This is a genomic window from Rhizobium sp. MHM7A (assembly GCF_005862215.1).
Lineage (GTDB): Bacteria > Pseudomonadota > Alphaproteobacteria > Rhizobiales > Rhizobiaceae > Rhizobium > Rhizobium bangladeshense.
Genome location: NZ_VCHT01000011.1, coordinates 41,413 through 66,348, shown reverse-complemented (window position 1 = coordinate 66,348; position 24,936 = coordinate 41,413). Strand labels below are relative to the sequence as shown.

The following is a 24,936-nucleotide window of genomic DNA, read 5'->3' as shown; positions in this document are numbered from 1 at the left end:
CCTCCCTCATCCTTTTACAGCGCCGAAAGTCAGGCCGCCGACGATCTGCTTTTGAAGTGCGAGTGTTACGATGATGACGGGCAGCGAATAGAGCACGGCCGCCGCCGTCATCGCTCCCCAGGCAAGGCCATAGACTGAGTTGTATTCAGCAATGACGATCGGTGCCGTTTTGGTCGCCTCTGACGTCAGCAGCAGAGCGTAGAGGAACTCGTTCCAACTCGTGATGAAGGTAAAGAGCGCGGTGACGGCGATTCCGCCCGTCATGATCGGAAGAATGACCTTCAGAAAAGCCTGGAAACGGGTGCAGCCGTCCATGCGCGCCGCCTCTTCCAGATCCTTCGGAACGCCTTCAAAGAAGGCTGCCATGAGAAGAAGCGCAAGAGGTACCGCGGCTGATGTGTGGGCGAGCACCAGACCGGGAACGGTATCCAGCAGACCGAGCGACTTCAGAAGCTGGAACAACGGCACGCCGAGCGACACCGAGGGCACCATGCGCGTGACCAGCGCGAAAAGCAGGAACAGGGTGGTGATCCGGCGCCGGTAGTGGGTCGCGACATAAGCGGCCGGAACCGCCACAGCGAGGGAAAGGATGGTTGTCAGTACCGCCACCGTCAGCGAGCTTGCGAAGGCCCGCGGCAGGGTCGATGATTGCAGGACTTCGCGAAAATTCTGGAAAGAGGTCACGACGGGAAAGAAGCTCGGCGGAATCTGCTGGACATCCGCTGCCGGCTTGATCGACGTCATGAGCAGATAAACGTAGGGCAGCGCATAGGACAGGACGAGGACGAGCGCGGCGGAATTGATCACGATGCCGTTGAGATTCAGGCGGCGCGCACTAAGCATGGACCGGCCTCCATATCTTCCAATAGGCAGCGGCAGCCAGAAGCATCATGACGATCAGAAACAGCGTGCCGGAGGCCGACGCCTCGCCGAGATCGCCGAAGCGCACCATGCGCTGATAGATGTTCATCGAAAACACTTCAGAAGCGTGGTTGGGACCACCTTGCGTCTGAATCCAGATGAGGTCGAAAGTCTTGGCCGCATCCACCCCACGCACGATGACGACAACGGCGATCACCGGGCGCATCAGCGGCAGCGTGACATGCCAGAAGCGTTTGAACGCGTTCGCGCCGTCGATCCGCGCGGCCTCGAGCAGGTCTTTGGGAATGTTGGTCAATCCGGCGTAGGAGACGAGGGCGACAAAGGATGTCGTTAGCCAGATATCGGCGAAAGAAACGGAATAGATGACGATATCTTCATCGGACAACCAGGCAATCGCATCGGGGTCGCTGATGACGCCCAGATGGACGAGCCCGTAATTCAAGATGCCGATGTCCCCGACCAGGAGAAAGCGCCACAATAGGCCGGCGACAATGGGCGGCACCATTAATGGCAGCGTGAAGATCGTGCGGTGCCAGCGCGACTGGCCTGGGAGCGCCGTGAACAGCAGAGCGGCGCAGAAACCGAAGGTAAATTCGAAGAACAGCGCAAAGATCGAGTACTGAATTGTTCTGAATGCGCTTTCCGCGACGCGTTTCGAGGTGAGCGCATCGATATAGTTCTTGAGCCCGATCCACTCTCGTATGTGGGGAGTAATGGTATCGACCTTAAAAAAGGAATCGAACACCAAAAGCCCTACCGGGTATGCGACCAGCAAGCCAAGGATGGCGAGGGCCGGCGCAAGCATGCACAGCACGAATCGGTCTTCACCCGACATGGCGCTCTCCGAAAGCTGATGATGCGAGGAGGACCACCCCGGCCTCCTCGCCGCCGAGGGATTACTCGAGGATGTCTTCGATCGTTTCCTTGGCGTCCGCCAGGACCTTGCCGACATCCGCTTTGCACGTCAGGGCCTGTTGCACAGCTGGAAGAACCGCTTCGTCGACAATTTCCTGATATTTTTCGTTAAGCGGACGGCCTTGCGTCGCAGGAGCACTCAACGTCTCAAGCAGCGGCGTGAAATGCTCATAACCGGGCTTGCTGGCATAGCCGTTATAGGCCGAGTTCGTCGCAGCCAACCCAAGCGGCGCTTCGATACCCAGGGCATTGTTGGCTATCGCGAAAGCTATGAACTTCTTGGCCGCTTCCTTGTGCTGGGACGTCGACGGAACGACATTGTACCAAGGACCCGGAATTGCCCCGACTCCTGCATCGCCGGCCAGCATTGGGGCGACGCCGACCTTTCCGCTGACCTTGGAATCGGTGGGCGTCATCTTGTAGGCGTGCGCCCAGAATTTCATCATCGCTGTCTTGCCTTGATAGAACAGGTTCTGAGCCTCGCCCCAGCCGATCTCGTTCACGTTTTCGGGCACGGAATGATCGATGCAGTGCGGCGCGATGTAGAATTCGAGCGCCTTCCTATGCGCTTCGTTGTCGATGATCACCTTCCCGTCCTTGTCGAGGATTACACCTGGCGAGCCCGCCTGAAGCACATGCGCCATCCATTCTTCGGAGAAGCTGCCGATCGTGTCGGTGCCCCAAAAGTCGGTCTTGCCGTCACCATCTGTGTCTCGGGTGAAGAATGTTGCGATGTCGCGCCATTGCTGCCAAGTCTTCGGCGGCGCGAGGGGATAACCATATTTTGCCTGGAACGCTTTCTGTTCCTCAGGCTTGTCGAAGAGGTCCTTGCGATAAAAAACAACTTCGGCATTGGCCCAAGCAGGCATGCCGATCAGTTTGTCACCGATCTTCGCGTCGGCAAGCAAGGCAGGCGGCAGGTCCTTGCGAACTGCATCGGTGAAAAGCGGCGCAAGGTCTTCGACATGGCTTGCGAATTTCGCGTTCCACACGACGTCGATCGTTACCACATCGAACGCCGACGAACCTGAGGCGATTTCGGCCGAAAACTTGTCGAAGACGCCTTGATAGGGAACGACGGTGAAGTCCACCTTGATACCGGTCTCGGCCGTGAACTTCTCTGCGGCTGCCTTCTGCAGCATTTCGCCGCCGCCTTCCACAAGGATATTGATGGTCTCGGCCTTGGCGGAGGCCGTAATGCAAACGAGCGCGAGCGCGCTGGCGCCAAGCAGTTTCTTCATGAGTTCCTCCCTTGTTCCGCCGGAAGCACTTGCCTCAGGCTGCTCCATTGTCAGGACCATAGGCGTGCTATGACGACGTTGTCAATTCCAATTGTCGACGTTGTCAGAAAAATATGTCGACGTTGTCATTTGTGTGGATTACAACAGACCCGCATCAGGAGAATTGGCGGAAATGGTAAGCATCGTGAGCGTCGCGAAAGCGGCAGGGGTTTCGAATAAAACAGTCTCTCGCGTCATCAATGGCGAGCCCTACGTGACTGAGGAAACCCGGGAGAGGGTGGAAAAGGCTATTCGGGACCTCGGCTATATCCCGAATATGTCGGCGCGCCTCATACGATCCAGCCGCTCCAACACCTTTGGGATTATCACCGATTATGTTTCCACGACGCCTTATTCGGTTGATATTGTCCGCGGAATTCAGGATTGGGCCAATGCGAATGGGAAAACCATCCTGATAGCCAACACCGGTGGTTCGTCCGAGCGAGAGGTGGAAATCTGGAAAATGTTCCAGTCCCATCGCATTGATGGAGTCTTGTATGTAACCATGTACCGCCGCATTGTGGATCCGGAGACCGGCGATGTCAGCATTCCAACCGTGATGATAAATTGTCGGCCGCAAACAAGGGAGCTCCTGCCGTCTATCGAGCCCGATGATTATCAGGGGGCGCGAGATCTTACCCGGTATCTCCTTGAACGGCGTCATCGCAGAATCGGTTACATCCGGCTCAATCCGATCCTATTGGGAGCCGAACTACGCTTGGATGCATTTCGCCGAACGACAAGCGAATTCGGTCTCACAGAGAACGACCTCTCTATCAGCCTGGGCATGGATGGGCCTGTTGGGGCAGAAAACAACTACGTCTTTGCTGCAGCGACCGAAATGCTCAAACAAGACGACCGTCCGACTGCGATCATGAGCGGCAACGACGAAATGGCAATTCAGATCTACATTGCTGCCATGGCACTGGGATTGCGGATTCCACAAGATGTCAGCATCGTCGGCTTTGACGATTTTCGAACAGTCACTATGGCGCTGAAGCCAGAGCTGACCACGGCGGCGTTACCATACTACGATCTCGGCCGAGAGGGTGCGCAGTGCCTGAACGATTTGATAGCGGGCGAGAAGATTTATCCGGGCAGTCGAGTTGTCTCTTGCAAGCTGGTTGAACGTAGCTCTGCGACCTTTAGCCCTCATTAGGCGCGAGAATCTCTACTGCCTGCCTCGAATGACCACGTCTGGTTTGAGCGTTGCCACAGCTGAATGAGCTCCGCCAGATAACCTTGTTTTGCCTATGAAAATCAGAGACCGTCGAAGGCCGATTTTGGATGCTGAAACGCATAATCCTGAATCGAGCGACAGCCTTCACCCACAATATTCAACTGAACTTCAGGAGTAGAATCGTCGCCATCACGGCGCTCAGCACGATGAGAAAGCGGGCCAGGAACGATGTCAATGGTGCCGGGGAAGTGGCATCGGCGACGGAGGAGAGGGCGGCATTGAGCTTCTTGCACGACAGGGCGCCCTACGCCGGGGTTTACTCCGGTTTACCTAATCGCGGTGAACGCCTGGATGTGAGATACTGAATATGCGGCAGATCAGCCGATCTGCCCGATTGTTGAGGAGGATGTCCTATGCCACTGTTCATAATCACAGGGTGCTATTCAGCCGCGGCAGCGAAGGGAATGATCGCCGATCCATCGGACCGGGAAGCGGCGGCCCGTGCCATCATGGAAGCAGCAGGCGGGAAACAGCATTCTTTCTACGTCACGACCGGCGAAACCGACTGGATGGTAATCGCAGAATTCCCCGACGGTGTTGACCTGATCCCCGCGCTTCTTGTCGTCGGCGCATCGGGAGCAGTATCGAATATCAAAACCGTGCGAGCGTACACGGGTGCCGAATTCAAGGCCGCCCAAGAAAAGGCGGGCAAAATCGCATCTGCCTACAAAGCCCCGGCAAAATAAGCAGACCACTTGTTGAATTATCTTCGGCAGCGGATGTTCGATCCGTTGCCGGTTCGTTTCCGGCATCGCTGACAGGCGGAGAGGTCAGGCATTCGGGCAGGTGAGTGCGTAGATCCGAAACTGTGGGTGCACAGTCCAAGAGTGCGTGACCGAAGTCCAAAATTATCTGGCGATACTCAACTTCATCCTTGAACCCACCCGGCTTACATGTAAAAAGCGGCGTAATCTGTCTTATGGAACTTGATGGCGCAAGGCAAAGCTGCTGGATAATTCCTTGAGATATACCGTTTGGGTGCCTTCCACATCAACGTGCGAGCGTTAGCCAATCACCGATCGTTGTCCCGACACGTCGCATGGAACGTGTCGCTGGGATGGCCGGGCGCTCGGTTGCCATGGTCTTTCGGACCTCTCGCGGGCTGAGCCCGAATTCATGGCTGAACGCGCGCGTGAAATTGGCTGCAACATCGAAGCCGGCGGCCTCGGCAATCTCCGAGATCGGCCTGTTGTCGGTCGGGTTGGTAATATCCGCATAGGCCTGCAGCAAACGGCGTTTGCGAATGTAATTGAAGACGCCCCCGCTCGTTTCGAACAACTGGTAGAGTCGCGTCCGCGAGATGCCCAGCGCACGGCACATGACCTCAGGCGTCAAGCTATCTGAATGAAGATTAAGGTGAATATAGCGATGCGCCCGCTCCATCAGCCCCATATTGGTCTGTTCCTGACCGCGATCCAAACTGGTGGATGATGCAGCGCATGCAACGACCATATCGCCAATCGTCCGTATGATCCGCGGCACCTCTTCCACTGTCAAATTGCTCAGGTTCGCCTCCAGCCCGTTGATATAGCTGACGAGCAATTCAGCCAGGCTGCCGGAGAAGGCTATGTTGTTGGCGCTCTGCAGAAGACTCGCATCACGGGTCAACAGTTCATAGGGCAGGAAGACCAGCACAGCGGCTGAATCGGTCATACGCCCGCGGTACGGATAACCTAGAGACCTGAAAAATATTTCACCCGGCCCGGTCTCCGTTACATGCCGATTAGCCTCGGTCCAGGCCCGGCCGCTGCGCAGTACGCCGACGTTCCAGTGATCGATAGGACTCGATCGCAGCATGGCCTGGTCGCGAATATAGCTGCACGCCTGCGCGCGCTGCTGAACGATAAGGATATCGCCGAGATGCCAGCCGGTCTGTTCCGCAAGGAAACCGTCTCCCTCTGATTTGCCGTCCGGCAGATGAACATCCACAAGCGGCGCCACATGTGATCGCCAAGCCTGGAACTGTTCTTTGGGTGGCAGGTCGTGCGTCGAAAATCGCACGGGCACCAGCGCCGGTGGAATGTCCACCCGATGTTCTTTCTGGGGGGGCGGTTCGCGCGGCCAGCGCCGCCGCTCCAAGTGGGCCGGCCATTCCTGTCCCGCAGGGGGGTCATCTCCAGATTCTGTAACCATCCAATTCCTCCAGCGCATAAGCCATCCGGGCTGTTGAGACTGAAGCAAACAATGTTTTCGCGGGCTGAACCGCGCAGCCATCCGCCAGCCGAATTGGCTAAAGCTCTACGTGCATAAGCTACTTATCATATTCCTCTGCGAGCAGAAATGGACGGACCGATAATTTTCTGGATGCGGCGATAACGACAAGTGCGTTCCGTTCATATATCTAAATAAGCAATGGTTCATTCCGACAGAAAGTTCGGGAGTTCCAAATACTTAACTGCCGGTGCAATGTAGTGTCGAAGCGCCGAGAACACAAAACGACACTTGTTCAAAACAAAAGATGCAAACATGGGAGGATAGGTCGTGAACTATCGGAGAAGTAATCGTGCGCGCCTTGCGCAAGCGTTGGATTGCAACAGGAATCATTCCGAGGGTGCGCCAGTAAAATCCTACCGTGCGTCGTGCAGACTGATGCGAGACGCTCCTGAGGCCGACATCGGCAAATAATGGCGCGCGAGGGGTTGCGCGCAGCCGAGGCCATACATGTCTGTGCGTAATGGCTCGAGGTCTGTACGCAACCCCTACAATATCCACTTATCGTCGAATTTCTTTACGCTGCCCTTTCAATGGCAGAACGGAGGCTAAGATGACTACCGTATGTGATGAGAACGTTATCCAATTGAAGCCGATTTCGAGCTGCAGACGAGAAGTCGAAGTCGCAATGGTGGAAATGCTCGTCAGTTTGCAGAAACGTGGATGGTCGGCCGCGGAATTGGCATTGACACTCGCAGACGCCTCGGAAGATCTCGTCATGCTGATCGCGACCAAAGAACTTCGGCCGCATTAGAGCCGTTCCTGGCAAGGTGAGAAGCGGTTTCCCGTCCCGAATTGCGGCGCTGAGTATGCAATAATCAGCTTGATCCGTCTATGCACGCTCGACAGGGACGGATGGTCGCTCTTGAGGGATAGGAACACGAGCCGCGATAAGACTTGCGTACCATAATATCGATTTACTGAAGGATCGCTCAAAATCCGGCGGCACGCTGAGCCTGAAAAGACTCTTCGATCCCGCCGGATATTGTGAGACCTCAGAGGAAAGAGACAAGCAGATCTGCCGCCATGGCAGCAGTGATCACCTTCTCGAACTATTGGCCAGATCGTTCGTCGAGGATGGACAGCGCGTCCTGCAGTCTGAGCGCCGCCAGCGCTTCCGTTGCCTCGTCCGGAGACCATCCTGCTTCAAGCGCTGCAGAAAGAACCAGCGATTCCGTTTGAAGTTCGAGCTTCTCATAAAGCGGCTCGATGGCCTCGCGCGCGGTGACAACGTGCTGATCGGGCGGAGTGATGGGCGTCGCAGCAACCGTAGGCATAATGCTCCTCCTTTTAAACACTAAGGTTCGAAACCCAATTGCCGGCATGCTTGTTCCGTTCACAACACATTTTTTGGCCGTATCACGGCTGACGGAAACTGTTCCGAGGCTCTGGACGATCGCAACTTCGCCTGTCCTCGGCATCTATGGGGCTTGCAGCGAAGATCTTCGCTGGATGTGAACGAACGGACAGGCTACCGCACAATTGCCGAAAGCGGAAGCGACTTGCGGTAATCATTGAGTGCCGCCGCTATGAAGAACGCCTCCACATCCAGCGAAATTTCCTCCATTTCAGAAAGGCACGTATGACGATGACCGGCGGTATCTTCCTGTGGTCGCCGACGGTCCCCTGCTTGGCGACCGGTGCGTTTGCATCGAGGAGAAACGCGATCAACGTGACTGGATCCTTGGCCTCAAGGCCGAGCCTGTCATCCGACAGATGCAGTCCCTGCTCGCCTTCGGTAAAGCTCTGCCCATCAACGGCGATTGAGCCACTGAAGACATAAAAGTAGAGATCTCTGCCCTGTTTCCGCGGGAATTCTGCCCGTGCGCCCGCCTCCAGCCGAATGTCGAATATGTCGACGGCGTTGCGGATATAATACGGCGCGCCCTCCCCTTCCGGGCCGACCAGATGCCGCCAGAAATTCGCCGTGGCCGCAGGGATTGAGCCGTATTGGATTTTCGGCTCCAGACCGATGGCGCGCGGGCGAACAAGGATCTGCAGCATGCGCAGCGGCGGATCGGAGGCGAGCGTTTCTTCGGAGTGCCAGAAGCCTGTTCCGGCATTCATCACCATCAGATGGTCGCGGTCGATGACCAGGCGGCCGGTGGCCTTGTCGTCGTGACGCATCACGCCTTCGGGCACCCAGGAAACGATCTCGTCGTTTCTGTGCTCATGCATCGCGATCAGCCGGCCAGGATCGAGAATGGATTCGACGACCATTGCGAGAGGGCCATGGCCGTGGTCAACCGGCCTGGGCTTCAGCCACCCGGGCATATTGATGTGCGCGACGAAACCTCCAGCATCCCGCACCACGAATGTTCGTTCGCCTTTGAGCAGCATCGCGTCCTCCATGCCTGCCAGGCTATGACGACACCACGTCTTGCTGAAGATGCCGATGAATGGCCTTAGTGGCAATTTGAAAACATCCGCCGCAATCGATTCGCTGACGGGATCTCCAATGACTATCGACGCCGCACGAAATCCGCATCCGATCTATTTTGCCGGCGCTTTTGCTACGGGTGGGCTCCTGACGTTCATGGTGCACCTGAATGGCGAGCTGGCACGTTATGGCAATCCGCTGTTCTCCTCTTGGACCGCTCACGGTACCGGCATCATTGCCGCCGTCATTCTTCTCCTGCTGATCCACCGGCGAGACACGCCAACGCGGGGCAACACCCCCAAGGCGCCCTTATGGGCCTATTTCGGCGGAATATCCGGTGCGGCAACGGTCATTCTAACCTCCACTGCGGTCAATTCACCGCTCGGGCTCTCCGGCACCCTGGCTCTGGGCCTGGCCGGTCAGGTTGTCTTCAGCGCCGCCGCCGATAGTTGGGGACTGTTCGGGCTGCCAAAGCGACGTCTCGTTACACGGGACGTCGCGGCGCTCGGCTTGGTCGTGACGGGTGCGGCCCTGATTATCCTGTTCGGGCGAGGTGCGGCGTGACGGTCTTCGTTCTCCTCGCAAGTCTGGGCGGCGTGCTTGTCGGCCTCAGCCGCCAGCTTAATGGTCGTCTGAGCATCTCCACGACGCCGCTGATCGCATCCTTCTGGAATCATGCCGTAGGGTTTGCTGCACTCACCTGCCTCGGCCTCTTCGTCGGTGGCCTGTTTCCCCAGGGCGCCGCCGGGGCGCCCTGGTATGCGTATCTCGGCGGTCCCATCGGCGTTATCTTCGTGGCCGCCGGCAGTTGGGCAATTGCCCGGATCGGTGCGGTCAACTCGGCTCTCCTGATCATCAGCGGGCAGATGGTAACGGGGGTGGCGTTTGATTATATCAGCGCCGTCCCGGTGTCCTTCTGGGCGAACGCCAGCGGAATTGTTCTCATCGTCGGCGGAATGATGATCAGTCGTGGACGGCGCAAGGTCGACCGTTTGCAATAGCCGGCCACCACATTTGCCAATCGACCGTGATGCCCCCGCTTCAAGCCGATGTATTCTCAAGCGAGATATTTGCTGAACCAGTCGACCGTTCTTTGCCAGGCGAGCTTGGCTGCCGCCTCGTCGTACCGCGGCGTGGTGTCATTGTGAAAGCCGTGATTGACGTCGGGGTAGATATAGGCCTCGTAGGTTTTTCCTGCCGATTTCAGCGCGGCTTCATAGGCTGGCCAGCCTCCGTTGACGCCCTTGTCCAGCCCGGCATAGTGCAGAAGCAATGGCGCCTTGATCTTCGGCACGTCTTCGGCGCGCGGCTGCCGGCCGTAGAAGGGCACGGCTGCGGCCAGTTCGGGATAAGCGACCGCCGCAGCATTGGCGACGCCGCCGCCGTAGCAGAAGCCGATGATGCCGACCTTGCCGGTGGTGAGATCACTCTTCATCAGGAACTCGACCGCCGCGAAGAAGTCGTTCATCAGCTTTTCCGGATCGACCTTCTGCTGGAGCTCCCGCCCCTTTTCGTCATTGCCGGGGTAGCCGCCGACCGACGTCAGGCCATCCGGCGCCAGTGCGATGAAGCCCGCCTTCGCCACACGCCGCGCTACATCCTCGATATAGGGATTGAGGCCTCTATTCTCGTGAACGACGACCACGCCTGCGACCTTGCCGGCGGCCTTTGCGGGGCGCACGAGATAGCCGCGGACATCTCCGTTTCCCTTGGGAGAGGGATAGGTGATGTATTCGGCCGATATATCGGGATCGGTGGGCTCGACCTGGATGGCCAGCGCATAATCGGGGCTGAGCGACGCAAGAATGGCGGCTGCCGTGATGCCACCGACCGCAAATTTGGCGGCGTGGTCGAGAAACTCGCGCTTGGTGATTTTCCCATGCGCATAATAATCGTAAAGTTCGAGAAGTTCCTGCGGGAAATCCTTGGCTGTCATACGGGTCATAATTGCTCCTCCTTGCCTCGGCTTCTCACGGCATCCTACACACGAGGAATAGCGAGTCCTTTCAACCTTTCGCGAGCCCTTGCGTGATCAGCGGCGCAGGCGCGTCCATCCGCGGTCCTTTGCCTGAAGGGTGCGCCGTGTTCCATTTGCCGCAGCATTCGGCCTCTCTGCACAAAAATCGACAGCGCCTACCAATTCATGAAAATCAATTTCATGCGCGTGCTTCGATGCCCGTTTTCTATTGACGCCTCCGGATTTTTGTCCCAACTTAAAGAAAATAAATTACTTAACTGGGAACGTGATCGGCATGAAAGTGGGAATCATCGGGCTAGGATTCCGGCTGGGTTATCTCGGCTATGTCTTCAAGGCGATCGACAGCAGCTTTGACATTGTGGGCTATGTGGATCCGGAACCTGCCGGGCTCCCCGGATTGACGGAAAAGGGAATTTCGGTCGGCAAGGCCTACGCTTCGCCGGAAGAGCTTCTCGCCTCGGAAAAGCTCGATCTGCTGATGATCGGCTCCCCCAATCACCTGCATCTCGATCATATCCGGCTCGGGCTGCAAGCCGGTCTCAAGGTTTTCTGCGAAAAGCCGATCGTCACGACAATCGCGGAAAGTATCGAGCTTGCCCATCTGATGGCGAAATTCGGCCATCAGCGGCTGATGGTCGGTCTCGTGCTGCGTTATTCTCCTCTTTACAAGGATCTGCGCGCCATCCAGGCCGAGGGCAAACTCGGGCAGATCGTGTCGATCGAGGCTTCCGAACATATCGAGCCCTACCACGGCGCCTTTTTCATGCGCGACTGGCGCCGCTACGAGCGCTATTCCGGCAGCTTCATGCTGGAGAAATGCTGCCACGATCTCGACCTTTATAATGGCGTCGTCGGAGCGCGGCCCGAGCGCGTCGCCAGTTTCGGCGGCCGCAAGAGCTTTACTCCCGCCAACGACCCGGCGCGTGAAGGCATCAACGATCTCGAGCTGTTCCATCGCAAGCCGAGCGGCTGGATGGGATCGGACAAGGTCTTCGACAGCGATGCCGACATTATCGACTATCAGGTGGCGATCGTCGAATATGCCAATGGCGTCGGCATGAACTTTCACACCAATTTGAACGTGCCCGACCAGTTCCGCCGCTTCGCCATCATGGGTTCACGCGGCATGGCCGAAGGCGATTTCGTTCGCGGCTATCTCAACGTCCACGAACAGCTGACCGGCCAAAAAGTGGTCGAGAACACATATGCCGCCACCGAACTCTCCCAGCATTACGGCGCCGACGAACAGATGGCGAGCGATCTGCTCGAAAGCGTCCGCACCGGGCTCGAGCTTCCCGTTTCCACCCTGAATGCGCTCGAAGCCGGCATTCTGGCGCTGGCGATGGACGAAGCGAGGATGAAGAAGACTGTCGTCGACCTGCGTCCCGTCTGGGATCGCTTCGACGAGGCCCTTCACGCTAAGGCAGCTTGAGGAGGGCGGCAGGATGGGTGTTCAGAGAAGCACGGTCATCTTCGCCTGGATCCTTCTCCTTCCGGCCGTTCTCTATGTTCTCGCAATCGTCGCCTATCCGCTGGTCGATACGTTCATACTCTCCTTCACCGATGCGTCGCTGAGGAAGACCACCAATTGGGTCGGCTGGGTCAATTACGACAAGATCTTCAATGAACGCTTTGCCGAGGTCATCATTCGGACCTTCGTCTGGACCTTCTTCTCCGTCGCCCTGAAAATGGTGATCGGCACGTTCGGCGCATGCATGCTGAATGCCGCCGTTCCTGGCCGCTCCCTGTTCCGGCTGTTGACCATGCCGCCATGGATCGTGCCGATGGCGATCGGCATCTTCATGTGGGGCTGGATGTATAACGGCCAGTTCGGGATGATATCGGGCCTTTTGCAGCGCTTCGGCCTCGTCGACGGCCCGGTCGCCTTCCTCGCCTATGGAAGTACGGCCTTCTGGGCGACGATCGTCACCGACGTGTGGATCGGCGTGCCGCTGGTGACGATCTATTTCCTGGCGGCGATCCAGTCCATTCCGAAGGATCTCTACGAAGCCGCCTGGACCGACGGCGCCGGCCGCTGGTACCGCTTCCGCCGCATAACCCTGCCGCTGATGGTGCCCGCCATCATCACCATGTCGATGCTATCGCTGATCGCCACCTTCAATTCCTTCGACATCATCTGGATACTGACGCAGGGCGGGCCGAGCGGCGAGACGACGACGATGATCATCGACACCTATCAGACGGCGATCGGTTCGAAGAAATATGGGGAAGGTGCTGCGCGCGCCGTGCTGATCTGCATCTTCCTGTCGCTCTTCTGCTTCGCCTATTTCCGCGTCACCCGCCGCCTCAACCCGGAGAAGCGCGCATGAGCAGCCCCGCCATGATCGACCGTTACCGCTGGTGGGAAATCATCCTGATCTATTGCGGCATCGCCGTTTTTCTCTTCTTCGTGCTGGCGCCCTTCTTAGAAGGTTTCCTGGTATCGCTGAAGCCGCTCAGCCAGCTCTTCTCCTCGCCCTACCGCTTCTGGCCGGAGAACGGCTCGTTCGAAGCCTACCGGACGATGTGGATCAGCGTGCCAGGTTTTGCCCGCTATATCTTCAATTCCTTCTTCATCTCGACCGTCGTCACGCTGATCGTGCTCTGCCTCGTCATTCCCGCGGCCTATGCTTTCGCGAAGTTCGAATTCAGGGGCATGGGCATTCTGCTCGGCGCCTTCCTGACGGTGAACATGTTTTCCGGCGCCGTGCTCTTGATTCCGCTCTTCCGCTTGATGCGCAGCATGGGCGTACTCAACACCTATCTCGCCATGATCGTGCCCGGCGTCGCCTTCCTGATCCCGTCGGCGATCTGGCTGCTGCGCACCTATATGATCCGCATTCCCCAGGAGCTCAACGAAGCAGCTTATATGGATGGCGCGAGCCATTTCTACACGCTTCGCCGCGTCATCCTGCCCATCGCGATGCCGGGAATTATCGTCGTCGCCATCACCACCTTCATCGGCGCCTACGCCCAGCAATTCATCTTCGCGCTGACCTTCAACTCGAAGACCGAATACATGCCCCTGCCGGTGGGGCTCTTTGCTTACTTCGGCAAGCAGGAGGTCATCTGGAACGAACTGATGGCGGCTTCCTTCGTCGGCATCGCTCCGGCCATGGTCGTCATCTTTTTCCTCCAGCGTTATCTCGTCGGCGGTCTGACCGCCGGTGCGGTGAAACAATAAGAGCAAAAACGAGTGAACAGCTAACAACCACAATGGGAGTCACGACGTGAGCATAACAATCAAGACAGGCCTTATGGCGCTCGCCCTGCTCGGTTCGACGGCACTGACCGCGGTCACTGCCCATGCGGCCGACAAGGAAATCAGCTGGATCTATTGCGGCGACACGATCGACCCGATCCACACCAAATACATCAAGCAGTGGGAAGAAAAGAACGCGGGCTGGAAGATCACGCCCGAAGTCGTCGGCTGGGCGCAGTGCCAGGACAAGGCAACGACGCTCGCCGCCGCCGGCACGCCTGTTGCCATGGCCTATGTCGGCTCGCGAACGCTGAAAGAATTCGCGCAGAACGACCTCATCGTTCCGGTACCGATGACGGAGGATGAAAAGAAGAGCTACTATCCGAACATCGTCGACACGGTGACCTTCGAAGGTAACCAGTGGGGCGTGCCGATCGCCTTCTCGACCAAGGCGCTCTACTGGAACAAGGACCTCTTCAAGCAGGCAGGCCTCGATCCCGAGAAGCCGCCGAAGACCTGGGCCGAAGAGATCGAGATGGCGAAGACCATCAAGGAAAAGACCGGGATTCCGGGCTTCGGTCTCGTCGCCAAGACCTTCGACAACACGATGCACCAGTTCATGCATTGGGTTTACACCAACAACGGCAAGGTGATCGATGCCGAAGGTAACGTCACGCTCGACAGCCCGCAGATTCTCGCCGCGCTGAAGGCCTACAAGGATATCGTCCCTTACTCCGAGGAAGGCCCGACGGCCTATGAACAGAACGAAGTCCGCGCCATCTTCCTCGACGGCAAGGTCGCGATGATTCAGGCCGGCTCGGGTGCGGCCGACCGTCTGAAGGCTACGAAGATCAGCTGGGGCATCACGACGCTGCCGCTCGGTCCCGACGCCAAGGGCCCCGGCACGCTGCTGATCACCGACAGCCTCGCGATCTTCAAGGGGTCGGGGGTCGAGGACAAGGCGACTGAGTTCGCCAAGTTCATCACCTCGCCGGAGGTTCAGTCGGAATACGAACTGCAGGGCGGCGCCGGCCTCACGCCGCTGCGTCCCTCTGCAAAGGTCGACGAATTCGTCGCCAAGGATCCCCACTGGAAGCCTTTGATCGAAGGCATCAGCTACGGCGGCCCGGAACCGCTCTTCACCGACTATAAGGGCTTCCAGAACTCGATGATCGAGATGATCCAGTCCGTCGTAACCGGCAAGGCCGAACCGGAAGCCGCGCTGAAGAAGGCTGCGGGCGAAATCGAGGCCTTCAAGTAAGCTAGCCTCAAACGCCGTGGGATCGCGGAGCGACAATCCGCGATCCCTCCCCTGACGATAAACGTGCGACGAAGGCCGCCGCGGAGACAGATTTTTGGGACAGCTTCTTCTCAACAAAGTCCAGAAGTTCTATGGCGACTACGAAGTTCTCAAGGGCGTGCGGCTCGAGGTAGGCAATGGCGAGTTTGTCGTTTTCGTCGGCCCGTCGGGCTGCGGCAAGTCCACGCTCCTGCGCATGATCGCCGGTCTCGACGCGACGACCGCGGGCGATATCGTCATCGACGGCGTCAGGGTCAACGACCTGCCGCCGGTCAAGCGCGGCATCGCCATGGTGTTCCAGTCCTACGCGCTCTACCCGCATATGACGGTTTTCGAGAACATCGCCTTCCCGCTTCGCGTCGAGAAGATGGAAGAGTCAAAGCTCAAGGCAAAGGTCGAAAACGCCGCCCGCATCCTGCATCTCGACCAGCGGCTGCAGCAGAAACCCGGCATGCTTTCGGGCGGCCAGCGCCAGCGCGTTGCGATCGGCCGCGCCATCGTGCGCGAACCGAAGATATTCCTGTTCGACGAGCCGCTTTCTAACCTCGACGCGGCGCTGCGTGCCGACATGCGCATCGAGCTTGCCAAGCTGCACAGGGCCTTGAAGGCGACGATGATCTATGTGACGCACGACCAGGTCGAAGCCATGACGATGGCCGACCGCATCGTCGTGCTCGACGCCGGCAACATCTCCCAGACGGGCGCGCCGCTGGAGCTCTATCACAAACCGGCAAACCAATTCGTCGCCGGCTTCATCGGCAATCCGAAGATGAATTTCCTGCCGGTAACCTGCAAAGGCGTCAGCGCCAACGGCGTCGAAGTGGAGTATCAAGGCCAGACCGCCGTTCTGCCGGTGAGGCCGCGCGAGGGCATGGCCGGCAAGACCCTGACGCTCGGCATCCGGCCGGAGCATATTCAGCTGAACGGCGGCGATATCGTCTTTAGCGTGACGCCAACGGTCATCGAGCGGCTCGGTGCCAATACGGTCGCTTACGCCTCGCTCAACGGGGAGGCCGAGAATTTCTGCGCCATGCTGCCCGGCAGCGTCGGCATCCGTGCGGATGCGCCTGTTTCGACTGGCATCAATGCCGCCGATTGCCATCTCTTCGATGAGGCGGGCATTGCCTTCGAGCGGCGGGTGGAACTGACCGAAATCGATATGAACGTGATCAACCCGACGGCGGCTTGAATCGACTGGCTCCGTGTGGGCGGTCGTCCTACAATAAGTCCGTTCGGAAGTGAATTGACAGCCGCCGCAGAGCTGCATCCGCCGGATGACTTCAGAGCCGGCCACGACACAGATGCCATGCTTGCATGCCGGACGCCTGGCATATAAAATGGCACAATGGTTGATCGTTCATCCCAATCTTCGACGCCAATTCCCACGGACGCACTAAGCGAAGTTCTACAGGACTTTCGCCTGAGCGGTGTCAACTACGGCCGTTGTGAGCTACGCGATCCATGGAGCATCGCCTTTCCGCAGCAACAACTGCTTCGCTTTCATTTTGTCAGTGAAGGACCATGCTGGATCCATACTGAAGCCCAGGGATGGCAGGAGTTGCAAGACGGCGATCTGGTGTTGTTGCCACAGGGTGTCGAACACCGGTTGGCCAGCAAGCCTGATGTTATCGGGGACTCGCTTAAGAGCTGCCAGGTTACCAAGTTGGGAGGCAATGTCTGCGAAGTGGTGCAAGAAGGAACAGGAACGACGAGCACCCTGTTCTGCGGTTCCATGGCTTTGGGTGCGAACGCCCTCAACCCGTTGATCGCTCTGATGCCACCGATTATCAAGGGTTGTGATGTTGCTGGCAATGATCCGGTCGTCGGCCCCCTCCTCGCCGCCATGACGGCAGAGGCGTCGCAGCCCCAGATCGGCAGCGCCACGGTTTTGTCACGCATGGCCGACGTACTCGTCGCGCGGCTTATTCGCTGCTGGGTCAATTGCAGCGGAGCCTCGACCAGCGGCTGGCTCGCTGCGATCCGTGATCCTCATATTGGTCGAGCGCTGGCAGCAATGCACCGAGATCCCGGGCGCGACTGGACGCTGGAGACCCTTGCCGGCGTGGCAGGTCAATCGCGCTCGATCTTCGCGGAACGCTTCAGTGCCATCCTAGGGGAAGGCGCGGCAAGGTATCTAGCCCGGCTGCGTATGCAGCTTGCACGAGAGTTGCTCGGTCAAAACATGTCGGTCGCGAAGGTCGCTTCTCAGCTGGGCTATGAATCTGAAGCTTCGTTCGCTCGCGCCTTTAAACGTATTACCAGCGTTTCACCTGGCGTTGTGCGCCGCACCATTCCCGGACGAACGGACATAGAATTCGGACTGTAGGGTACATATCATCCTGAAAGACTCCGCTATGAAGACTTCCAACCTTGGAGGTATTTCAATGACGGACACAACATCACAGCTAGACCGCACCGCGATTGACCTCGAGTCTACCGTTCCGAGTTCATGGAGCCCCACCACTTGGTTTGCCGTTATTTCAATGGCAGCTACAAGTTTTGCGCTTGTGTCAGCTGAATTCCTGCCGGCGGGCCTGTTGACGCCGATGGCGCGTGACCTTGGCATCAGCGAGGGAACCGCTGGTCAGGTTGTCACTGCAACCGCGTCTGTTGGCGCGGTCACGGCCTTATTGAGCAATGTCCTCATCGGCAAACTGAACCGGAAGACTGTCCTTGTTGGCCTAAGTGCCTTGGCTATCGGCTCCAATCTCGTGGCCGCCCTCGCGACGGATTTTTGGCTATTGCTATTGGGCCGAGCCGGACTGGGCATCGCGCTAAGTGGCTTCTGGGCACTTTCAGTTGCCGTGGTGGCGAGATTGGTCGGCGCCGATGCGACAGGCCGGGGCATGGCTATCGTCACTCTGGGCGTCTCTCTTGCCACAATAGCTGCACCATCCATGGGTGCTTTGATTAGCGGTTGGCTTGGCTGGCGTGCCGCCACGGCCATGACCGCAGGTTTCGCAGTGATTGCGATGCTGCTGCAGATTCTCAGCTTGCCGACGCTACCCGCAAACGCAAGCAACAGTCTTTCTGACGTCTTCCGGCTGACCAAACGGCGCACTGTTCAACTTGGAATGCTCGCCATCCTCTTGCTGATGACGGGGCATTTTGCCGGCTCAGTCTACGTGCGACCCTTCCTCGAACAAGTAACCCTCCTTGGCACAGGGCCGATTGCCTTGGCGCTTCTCGGGTTTGGCATCGCCGCTGTGATTGGCAATGTCGCCGGAGGCCGACTGGCGGACGCCAATATCCGCTCGGCACTCGCTGTAACCGGCGCATTGATGGCGTTTGCGGCGCTTGCTCTCGTACTCTGGGGTGCATATAGCGGCATTGCGTTTGCCCTGGTTACAGTTTGGGGCTTCGCTTTTGGGATGGCTCCGGTGGTACTGCCTACCAACTTGTCTCGCGGCGCAGCGGATGCCTTGGAGGCTGCTGGCAGCCTGATGGTCGTTTCCTTCCAGGTAGCCATCAGCATCGGCGCGCTTTTCGGCGGCTACGTGGTCGATCACTACGGTGCGTCAGCGCCATTGACACTTACGGCCGTGTTGGCTTTATCGACCATCGTTCTGGCATTGCTGCAGCCCCGCAACTGACTCTTCGAGCTCCGCCACGGTGAGCAGGAGAGGCGATGTCCAAAGTGCCCGGAGTGCCGGGTGAGGCTAATTCCGAGACGCAACGGTGCTTTCTCGTTCCGGCGAGGAAGCACCGTCCGATCGGCGATGACCGCGACGACAACAATCCTCAATGCATCTATGGAAGACCGGCGCTCACGACTAACATCGCCGGTGTGCGCCCCGCGCCGGCCGGAAAGGCCGGTCGGGCCACTTCCGAAGAACAGACGCATGCCCGAGGCGAGTTTCCCGACCCACGCTACTCGCCCATGCTGGAAATCAATTCGTCGAGTTGTTCCAGCTGCTCCGCCAATGCGGCCGCCGAGCCCTGCAATGCTTCCTCAAGCGCCTCCTTGGACGGATAGACTTCGTGGAAAACCACAAGTGTCCTCCCGCCTTGATCTTCGAAGGTCACAGTCGTGATCGCTCCCTCTTCGCCCTCGTCGTTGGTCCAGACGATGCGCTCGTTCGGCACCACCTCGAGATACCTGCCGTAAAAGGCCATCGTGTCTGAACCGCCGGCGCCGAATTCAAGCCGATATTTGCCGCCGGTACGGACATCCATTTCGCACGATACGAGCGAAATGCCGGGTGCTGATTTTGGCACCCACCAGCGCCGGAACAGCTCGGGCTGGCTCCACGCCCTGTAAACCGTGCTCGGCGGCGCATCGAATGTCCGCGTCACGATGAGTTCGCGATCTCCTTTGCGCTCGACTGACGTTGAGGTCTGCGCCCCACCTCCACTGTTAACTTGCCGATTCATCTCTTCCCTCCTGTTTCATTTCGCTGATGATCTCATCCAATGCTTCGAAGCGGACCTCGAAGAGCTTGCGATGCGCCTCGATCCACTCGGCCTCCGCCTTGAGCCCGCGTTCTCCCAGCTTGCACGTTCTCACGCGTCCGACCTTCTGCGTAACGACGAGCCCCGCCCGCTCGAGAACCTGGACGTGCTTCATCATGCCGGTCAGCGTCATCTGGAACTTATCGGCGAGACTGGTGATCGACGCGTCTCCTCGCCCGAGCTGATCAATGATCCCGCGGCGGGTCGCATCGGACAGCGCCGCGAACGAGAGATCGAGGGGAGGGTTGGAATACTGAACCATGTAGTTCAGTGTAATCTGCTCGCGCAGGAAGCGCAAGCGTCCCGAACTTTCCCTGCTGCAGGCAGGTCATTCGAGCTTAATGCACCGCGGCGGCGGCAGCAAAAATTGTCTGCTGCGACTTAAAAAGCGGACCTTCGAGCCGCTGATGAATGAATGTAAGCTTTCAGCGCCTGCTTCCCGAAAACGGTCCGCTCGCCAACGGCCCAAAGCGGACACTCGCCTGTAGAGTCCAAGTCCCCGTTGGCGCGACATACCGCGCACAGGTCTTGCGATACCAGCGACTGAACTCTGGTGGCTCCGAAGCCTTCAGTGACCGAGGCTGTTCACCCTCAACCGGAACCCCTACCAGACGAGGCCGCGGGCCGCGACCTTCTCAACGCGCGTCACGATCCCACCCCGATGGAAAACCATTGTATCGAACAGGTTTGAAACCACGCAGGTGTGGTTCGGGATGATGAAGAGCTTTTCGCCGATCTGCGGCCGGGGGCCGGTGCAGTTCGACAGATCGATCACGCCGTGTTCCTCCGACAGGCTGGTGATGCAGGCCTGGGGATAACCGACGATCAGGCCGTAGTCGCTGAAGCCCTGGAGATCCGAGGTCAGCGCCTTCGAGCCGGCATCGATGACGGCGCGGTCGGCGGTTGGCCGTGACACCACGGTCGCCAGCACATGCATGGCGCAATCGTCCTCGGTGCAATGGCCCATGCGCACCATCTGCCGGTCGTTGTAGATGTAGGTGCCGGCACGGTGTTCGGTGGCTGACCTGACGAGATGCGCCTCGAACAGGCTCGGCGTTCCGCCATTGCTGACGATCGGACAGCTTATGCCTTCCGATTGCAGGCGGCTCACCGTCTCGGCGATGAAGGCTTCGACGGCGGCGGCCGATTGCGGCTTCGGGTAGTTGACGATGCCGCCGAAGGTGAGGCCGTCGGCTGCGGCGATGCGCTTGGCGAGTGAGGCCGCCGCCTCCGGCGTCTGCACACCGCAGCGGCCGGCGCCGGTGTCGCATTCCACAAGCACGGTCAGCGGCTTATGGCCGGAAAAATGTGCGGCGAGCCCGTCGACCGTCACTTCGCTATCGGCGACGACTTTGAGGGCCGGTATTTTCTCGTTCAATCTCGCTAGGCGCTCGAGCTTCTGCTGTCCGAGGATATTGAAGGTAATCAGGATGTCGCCGAAACCTGCTTCGGCAAAGACCTCAGCTTCCGTGACCTTCTGGCAATTGATGCCCTTGGCGCCGGCCGCGACCTGGGCGACGGCGAGTGCCGGAATCTTGTGCGTCTTGATATGCGGTCGGAAGTTCAAACCGTGCTGATCCATATAGGATTGAACGCGGTGGATGTTCGCAGCCAGCCGGTCCTCGTCGATGACAGGGCGCGGCGTCGAGAGATCGGCGATCCTGTCGCCTGCCTTGGCGACGACGGCGAAGCTGGCATCATGCATTTAGGCGGCTCCGCGTTCTGTCCCATGTGGATCGGCCACGATCGGCCAGATGGTTTTCGGCGCCCGCCGGTACGGCGTCGTCGCTGGATTATTGGGATAAGGCGTTCCGGCGGAGCAGTAAAGGATTTCCGCCGCAATCCGGAAGAACGACGCGAAGAAGTGGTTGGTGGATTTGATCACCAGGATCTTCTGCTTCGTGGGATCGATGCCCATCACCGAAAACAGGCTGGGATCGAAGCTCTGGGCGCGCGTGGAATTGAGGATGATGTCGAGGTCGTCGAGCACGATATGGGCGGCATCGCCGAAGGGCGCCAGGCTCTCGCCGAACTGCATCTCGGCATTCCTAACCAGCTTCACGACCTTGACAGTGCCGTCGATGGGATTGCCGGTGCCGGGGGCTGATTTGGCGCCGAAGCGCAGGGGAATCTCCGCGCCCTCGCCCGCCGCAAAACAGATCTGCACGGCCATCGGATCCCAGATGGTGCCGATGGCGGCGCTGGTGACGCCGCGGGCCATGAGCTCTGCGAGAATAACAGTCGCATCTCCTGCCGTGCCGCCACCCGGATTGTCCCAGACGTCGGCGATGACGACGGGCCAGGCGGTCGCGGCCATTGCGCGGGCGACGGCTTCCTTCTCGTCGATCTGCGGGATCATGAAGGTGCCGCGCTTGGAAAACAGTTCAAGGCCGAGTTCCCGCGCCAGCGCCGCGCCTTTTTCCGGCCTGTTGTCGGTGACGACAAGCAGCTTCGTTCCCATTTCGGGAACGTCGCCGACCATGAAACCGTGGATCACTGAGATCGACAGGATCTCGGGGTCATCCTTCTCGATCTGCATGATCTTGTCGACGAAGGAGCGCATGGGTTCGCGCGATGTCGGGAAGACATCGATCATGCGGCAGTCGAACACCGACATGACTGGCTTGACCCGGCCTTCCAGTGTTTCCACAGCGATGCTCCAGAGGTCCTCCGCGCGATCGACGAAGTCGGTGTGCGGAAACTCCTTGAAATAGATGGCGAAATCGAGTGCTTCGACGCGCTTCGCGGTCAAATGGCTATGCGGATCGAGTTCGGCTGAGATGAGCACGTCAGGTCCGACGATCTCGCGCATGCGCTGGAGAAGATCGCCTTCCGTATCCTCATATCCGGCCGCCACCATGGCGCCGTGCAGGCCCATGACGACCGCATCGACGGGCATTGCCGCGTGGAGCTGGCCGAGGATTTCGTCACGCAGTTCTTCGTAGGTCGTCCGGTTGACGAGGCCGGCGGGGTCGGCCCAGGTGGCGGTTCCCTCGATCAGTTCCCAGCCCTTTTCCTTGGCGACGCGCCTTCCGACGGTGATCGGCGCGGTGCAGAGCGTCGGCGTTTCGGGATGCTGGCCGGGCGGGGCATAGAGCGAGGCTTCGAATGCGCGACGATCCACGCAGATCGGGGAGAAGGTGTTGGTCTCGGTCGCCAGTGCTGCCGTGAATATGCGCAAGAAAGTGGCCTTCGTGTTGTCGGCCCCGCTTTACCCCATCGGGTTCGGCAGGTAGCCGGTGAAACCTGAGATCTTCCAGCGTCCTTCGTGAAGCCGGCAATAATAAAGCGTCTGCCATTGCAGGATGTCGCGGGTGCCGTCGGACTTGGTGATGCCGCCGTCGAATTTCTTGCGCACCAGCGCCATGTCGCCTTCGATCTCGATATCTTCGAGCGTCGTCGTGGTGAAGATCGCCGTGCGCGGATCTTCGGCGAAACTTTGTCCGGCGAAATCCTGCGCCTGCCTCAGCCACTCGTCGCGGTAGGCTTTGAGCGTCGGGAAAGCGAGCCGCCATTTGTCGGGGTTGGTCTCCTTGCGGCCGTCGATACCGATGAAGCCTTCTTCCACGAAGTCATTTTCCACCATCGACCAGTCGGCGGTCAGAAAGGCATCGATATCGCGCGGAACGAGCATTTCCCAGATCGCGTGCCGGGCGCTGTCGGAAGGGAAAGGACTCTCGAAAGGATCGCGCATATCAGCCCCGGATTGAAATTCTTTTCATAATTCGCGTTTTTCACTGGTCAAATTCTGCTTTCTATGGTCATTTGTCAACTTATCAAGAAAATAATTTGCAAGGATTTGGGAATGCCTATCAAGCGCTATGGCACTGTGCAAACCGGCGCCGGCGGCAAGGCGCTGCCTTTCGCGCGCGCTGTCGAAGCTGACGGATGGCTCTATGTTTCCGGGCAGGTGGCGATGGAAGATGGCGAGATCATCGGCGGCAACATCATCGCCCAGACCCACAAGACGATCGCCAATGTTCTGGCGATCCTCGAAGAGGCCGGATACGGCGTCGAGGACGTCGTGCGCGTCGGCGTATGGCTCGACGACCCGCGCGACTTCTGGACCTTCAACAAGATCTATCAGGAGTATTTCGGCGAGCATCCGCCGGCGCGCGCCTGTGTGCAATCGTCGATGATGGTCGATTGCAAGGTTGAGATCGACTGCGTGGCCTATAAGAAGAAGGATTGATGGCGCCATCGGGGGGACGGGTTTGGATATTTTTTCGACATTGCAGGAAGACAAAGGCCGGCTCTCCCCCTCCGAAAGCCGCATCGCGGAGATCATCGTCAACGACTTCGAATTCGCCGTGAACGCCTCGATCATCGAACTCGCGGAACGGGCCGAGGTCTCGCCGCCGACCGTCACTCGCTTTTGCCGCCGGCTGGGTTGCGAAAGCTTTTCCGACTTCAAGGTCCAGCTCGCCCGCACTGCCCATATCGGCGTGCGTTATCTGAAGCCGGAATCGAAGAGCACCGATCCGGCCGATGTCGCCCAGGATATCATCACCAAGGCCCAGAACGCGCTCTTCCTCCTGCATCGGTCGCTCGATCTTGCCGCGATCGAAGCTGCCGTTTCCCATATCGCCAAGGCCGACATGATCTACGCCTTCGGCTCGGGCGGCAATTCGTCGATGATCGCCGACGAGCTGCAGAATCGCCTCTTCCGTCTCGGACTTCGTATCACGGCGAGTTCAGACCACAGCATGCAGCTGATGATGGCAGCCGCCGCCAAACCGGGCGACGTGCTGATCGGTTCGTCCTTCTCCGGGCGTAATATGGAGCTGGTGCGGGCCTTCGAGCTTGCCCGCGACACCAGGGTGAAGACGATCGCTTTGACGCAGACGGACAGCCCCGTCGCCAAGGCTGCCGAGATCGTCGTGGCGATCGATCTTCCCGAAGGCAACAATATCTACCGTCCGACCTCGACGCGCATCGCCTACATCGCGATGGTCGACATCCTGTCGAGCTTGGTCGCCTACGCCGTTCAGCCGAAAGCGACGGCGACGCTACGGCGCATCAAGCAGCAGCTCGTCATTCACCGCGACGGCGACGACCGGCAGTTGCTTGGAGACTGAAGCATATGAACAGGAGCG

The 24,936-nt window shown here is 58.8% G+C and carries 26 protein-coding genes; 14 read left to right on the top strand and 12 right to left on the bottom strand.

Annotated features, from left to right (window positions below; genetic code table 11):
- Positions 1–6 precede the first annotated feature (6 nt).
- From FFR93_RS28495 to FFR93_RS28485, 3 genes are all read right to left on the bottom strand, one after another.
- Positions 7–843: a carbohydrate ABC transporter permease gene (locus FFR93_RS28495; protein ID WP_064707091.1), complete on the bottom strand. Its 837-nt coding sequence runs from the start codon at positions 841–843 to the stop codon at positions 7–9.
- Complete coding sequence (locus tag FFR93_RS28490; RefSeq protein WP_138395611.1) at positions 836–1,717, bottom strand: sugar ABC transporter permease; 882 nt, start codon at positions 1,715–1,717, stop codon at positions 836–838. The genes FFR93_RS28495 and FFR93_RS28490 overlap by 8 nt, the downstream gene beginning before the upstream one ends.
- A 61-nt stretch (positions 1,718–1,778) precedes the next feature.
- Positions 1,779–3,038 (bottom strand): sugar ABC transporter substrate-binding protein, encoded by a 1,260-nt coding sequence (locus tag FFR93_RS28485; protein ID WP_064713446.1) that lies wholly within the window; start codon positions 3,036–3,038, stop codon positions 1,779–1,781.
- A gap of 172 nt (positions 3,039–3,210) precedes the next feature.
- Between FFR93_RS28485 and FFR93_RS28480 the strand changes: the two genes are divergently transcribed.
- On the top strand, positions 3,211–4,236 hold the full coding sequence (locus FFR93_RS28480) for a LacI family DNA-binding transcriptional regulator (RefSeq protein ID WP_138395610.1): 1,026 nt from the start codon (positions 3,211–3,213) through the stop codon (positions 4,234–4,236).
- A 434-nt stretch (positions 4,237–4,670) separates the two neighbouring features.
- A complete protein-coding gene (locus tag FFR93_RS28475) occupies positions 4,671–5,003 on the top strand; it encodes a GYD domain-containing protein (protein WP_064695711.1) in 333 nt (110 codons plus the stop codon).
- A gap of 304 nt (positions 5,004–5,307) precedes the next feature.
- On the opposite strand, the gene FFR93_RS28470 is transcribed toward FFR93_RS28475, so the two are convergent.
- Entirely contained in the window at positions 5,308–6,450 is a 1,143-nt protein-coding gene (locus FFR93_RS28470) for an AraC family transcriptional regulator (RefSeq protein ID WP_138395609.1), read from the bottom strand.
- 631 nt (positions 6,451–7,081) lie between these two features.
- Between FFR93_RS28470 and FFR93_RS28465 the strand changes: the two genes are divergently transcribed.
- Entirely contained in the window at positions 7,082–7,282 is a 201-nt protein-coding gene (locus FFR93_RS28465) for a hypothetical protein (protein WP_064710731.1), read from the top strand.
- Positions 7,283–7,580: 298 nt separating this feature from the next.
- Here the strand turns inward: FFR93_RS28465 and FFR93_RS28460 are convergent, their stop codons facing one another.
- Both FFR93_RS28460 and FFR93_RS28455 read right to left on the bottom strand, forming a co-directional pair.
- On the bottom strand, positions 7,581–7,805 hold the full coding sequence (locus tag FFR93_RS28460; RefSeq protein ID WP_064695708.1) for a hypothetical protein: 225 nt from the start codon (positions 7,803–7,805) through the stop codon (positions 7,581–7,583).
- A 250-nt stretch (positions 7,806–8,055) separates the two neighbouring features.
- A complete protein-coding gene (locus tag FFR93_RS28455; RefSeq protein ID WP_138395608.1) occupies positions 8,056–8,868 on the bottom strand; it encodes a pirin family protein in 813 nt (270 codons plus the stop codon).
- A gap of 118 nt (positions 8,869–8,986) precedes the next feature.
- On the opposite strand from FFR93_RS28455, the gene FFR93_RS28450 reads away from it, so the two are divergent.
- Both FFR93_RS28450 and FFR93_RS28445 read left to right on the top strand, forming a co-directional pair.
- Positions 8,987–9,472, top strand: coding sequence for a DMT family transporter (locus FFR93_RS28450; RefSeq protein WP_138395607.1), 486 nt, complete (start codon positions 8,987–8,989; stop codon positions 9,470–9,472).
- Positions 9,469–9,909 carry a DMT family transporter gene (locus FFR93_RS28445; RefSeq protein ID WP_138395606.1) on the top strand — a complete coding sequence of 147 codons (441 nt, stop codon included), beginning with the start codon at positions 9,469–9,471 and terminating at the stop codon, positions 9,907–9,909. Before FFR93_RS28450 ends, FFR93_RS28445 begins: the two co-directional genes overlap by 4 nt.
- Before the next feature lie 56 nt (positions 9,910–9,965).
- Here FFR93_RS28445 and yghX read toward each other — a convergent pair whose 3' ends face one another.
- Entirely contained in the window at positions 9,966–10,853 is an 888-nt protein-coding gene (gene yghX / locus FFR93_RS28440; RefSeq protein WP_138395605.1) for a YghX family hydrolase, read from the bottom strand.
- A 307-nt stretch (positions 10,854–11,160) separates the two neighbouring features.
- Between yghX and FFR93_RS28435 the strand changes: the two genes are divergently transcribed.
- From FFR93_RS28435 to FFR93_RS28405, 7 genes are all read left to right on the top strand, one after another.
- On the top strand, positions 11,161–12,318 hold the full coding sequence (locus tag FFR93_RS28435; protein ID WP_138395604.1) for a Gfo/Idh/MocA family oxidoreductase: 1,158 nt from the start codon (positions 11,161–11,163) through the stop codon (positions 12,316–12,318).
- A gap of 13 nt (positions 12,319–12,331) precedes the next feature.
- A complete protein-coding gene (locus tag FFR93_RS28430) occupies positions 12,332–13,216 on the top strand; it encodes a sugar ABC transporter permease (RefSeq protein WP_064707453.1) in 885 nt (294 codons plus the stop codon).
- A complete protein-coding gene (locus tag FFR93_RS28425; RefSeq protein WP_064707452.1) occupies positions 13,213–14,070 on the top strand; it encodes a carbohydrate ABC transporter permease in 858 nt (285 codons plus the stop codon). The genes FFR93_RS28430 and FFR93_RS28425 overlap by 4 nt, the downstream gene beginning before the upstream one ends.
- 73 nt (positions 14,071–14,143) lie before the next feature.
- Positions 14,144–15,349, top strand: a complete 1,206-nt coding sequence (locus FFR93_RS28420; protein WP_064713331.1) for an ABC transporter substrate-binding protein — start codon at positions 14,144–14,146, stop codon at positions 15,347–15,349.
- Between the two features lie 94 nt (positions 15,350–15,443).
- Positions 15,444–16,577: a sn-glycerol-3-phosphate ABC transporter ATP-binding protein UgpC gene (ugpC, locus tag FFR93_RS28415; protein ID WP_138395603.1), complete on the top strand. Its 1,134-nt coding sequence runs from the start codon at positions 15,444–15,446 to the stop codon at positions 16,575–16,577.
- Between the two features lie 156 nt (positions 16,578–16,733).
- Complete coding sequence (locus tag FFR93_RS28410; RefSeq protein ID WP_138395602.1) at positions 16,734–17,714, top strand: AraC family transcriptional regulator; 981 nt, start codon at positions 16,734–16,736, stop codon at positions 17,712–17,714.
- Positions 17,715–17,772: 58 nt separating this feature from the next.
- Positions 17,773–18,981 (top strand): MFS transporter, encoded by a 1,209-nt coding sequence (locus FFR93_RS28405; protein WP_138395601.1) that lies wholly within the window; start codon positions 17,773–17,775, stop codon positions 18,979–18,981.
- Between the two features lie 277 nt (positions 18,982–19,258).
- On the opposite strand, the gene FFR93_RS28400 is transcribed toward FFR93_RS28405, so the two are convergent.
- From FFR93_RS28400 to FFR93_RS28380, 5 genes are all read right to left on the bottom strand, one after another.
- Positions 19,259–19,762: an SRPBCC family protein gene (locus FFR93_RS28400; protein ID WP_138395600.1), complete on the bottom strand. Its 504-nt coding sequence runs from the start codon at positions 19,760–19,762 to the stop codon at positions 19,259–19,261.
- Entirely contained in the window at positions 19,746–20,102 is a 357-nt protein-coding gene (locus FFR93_RS28395) for a metalloregulator ArsR/SmtB family transcription factor (protein ID WP_138395754.1), read from the bottom strand. Before FFR93_RS28395 ends, FFR93_RS28400 begins: the two co-directional genes overlap by 17 nt.
- 342 nt (positions 20,103–20,444) lie before the next feature.
- Positions 20,445–21,545, bottom strand: a complete 1,101-nt coding sequence (locus tag FFR93_RS28390) for a D-TA family PLP-dependent enzyme (RefSeq protein ID WP_138395599.1) — start codon at positions 21,543–21,545, stop codon at positions 20,445–20,447.
- Positions 21,546–23,021, bottom strand: coding sequence for a M81 family metallopeptidase (locus tag FFR93_RS28385; protein WP_138395598.1), 1,476 nt, complete (start codon positions 23,019–23,021; stop codon positions 21,546–21,548).
- 30 nt (positions 23,022–23,051) lie between these two features.
- Positions 23,052–23,534 (bottom strand): hypothetical protein, encoded by a 483-nt coding sequence (locus FFR93_RS28380; protein ID WP_064707444.1) that lies wholly within the window; start codon positions 23,532–23,534, stop codon positions 23,052–23,054.
- Positions 23,535–23,645: 111 nt separating this feature from the next.
- Between FFR93_RS28380 and FFR93_RS28375 the strand changes: the two genes are divergently transcribed.
- Positions 23,646–24,032: a RidA family protein gene (locus FFR93_RS28375; protein ID WP_138395597.1), complete on the top strand. Its 387-nt coding sequence runs from the start codon at positions 23,646–23,648 to the stop codon at positions 24,030–24,032.
- A 22-nt stretch (positions 24,033–24,054) separates the two neighbouring features.
- Positions 24,055–24,918 (top strand): MurR/RpiR family transcriptional regulator, encoded by an 864-nt coding sequence (locus tag FFR93_RS28370; protein WP_064707443.1) that lies wholly within the window; start codon positions 24,055–24,057, stop codon positions 24,916–24,918.
- Positions 24,919–24,936 lie beyond the last annotated feature (18 nt).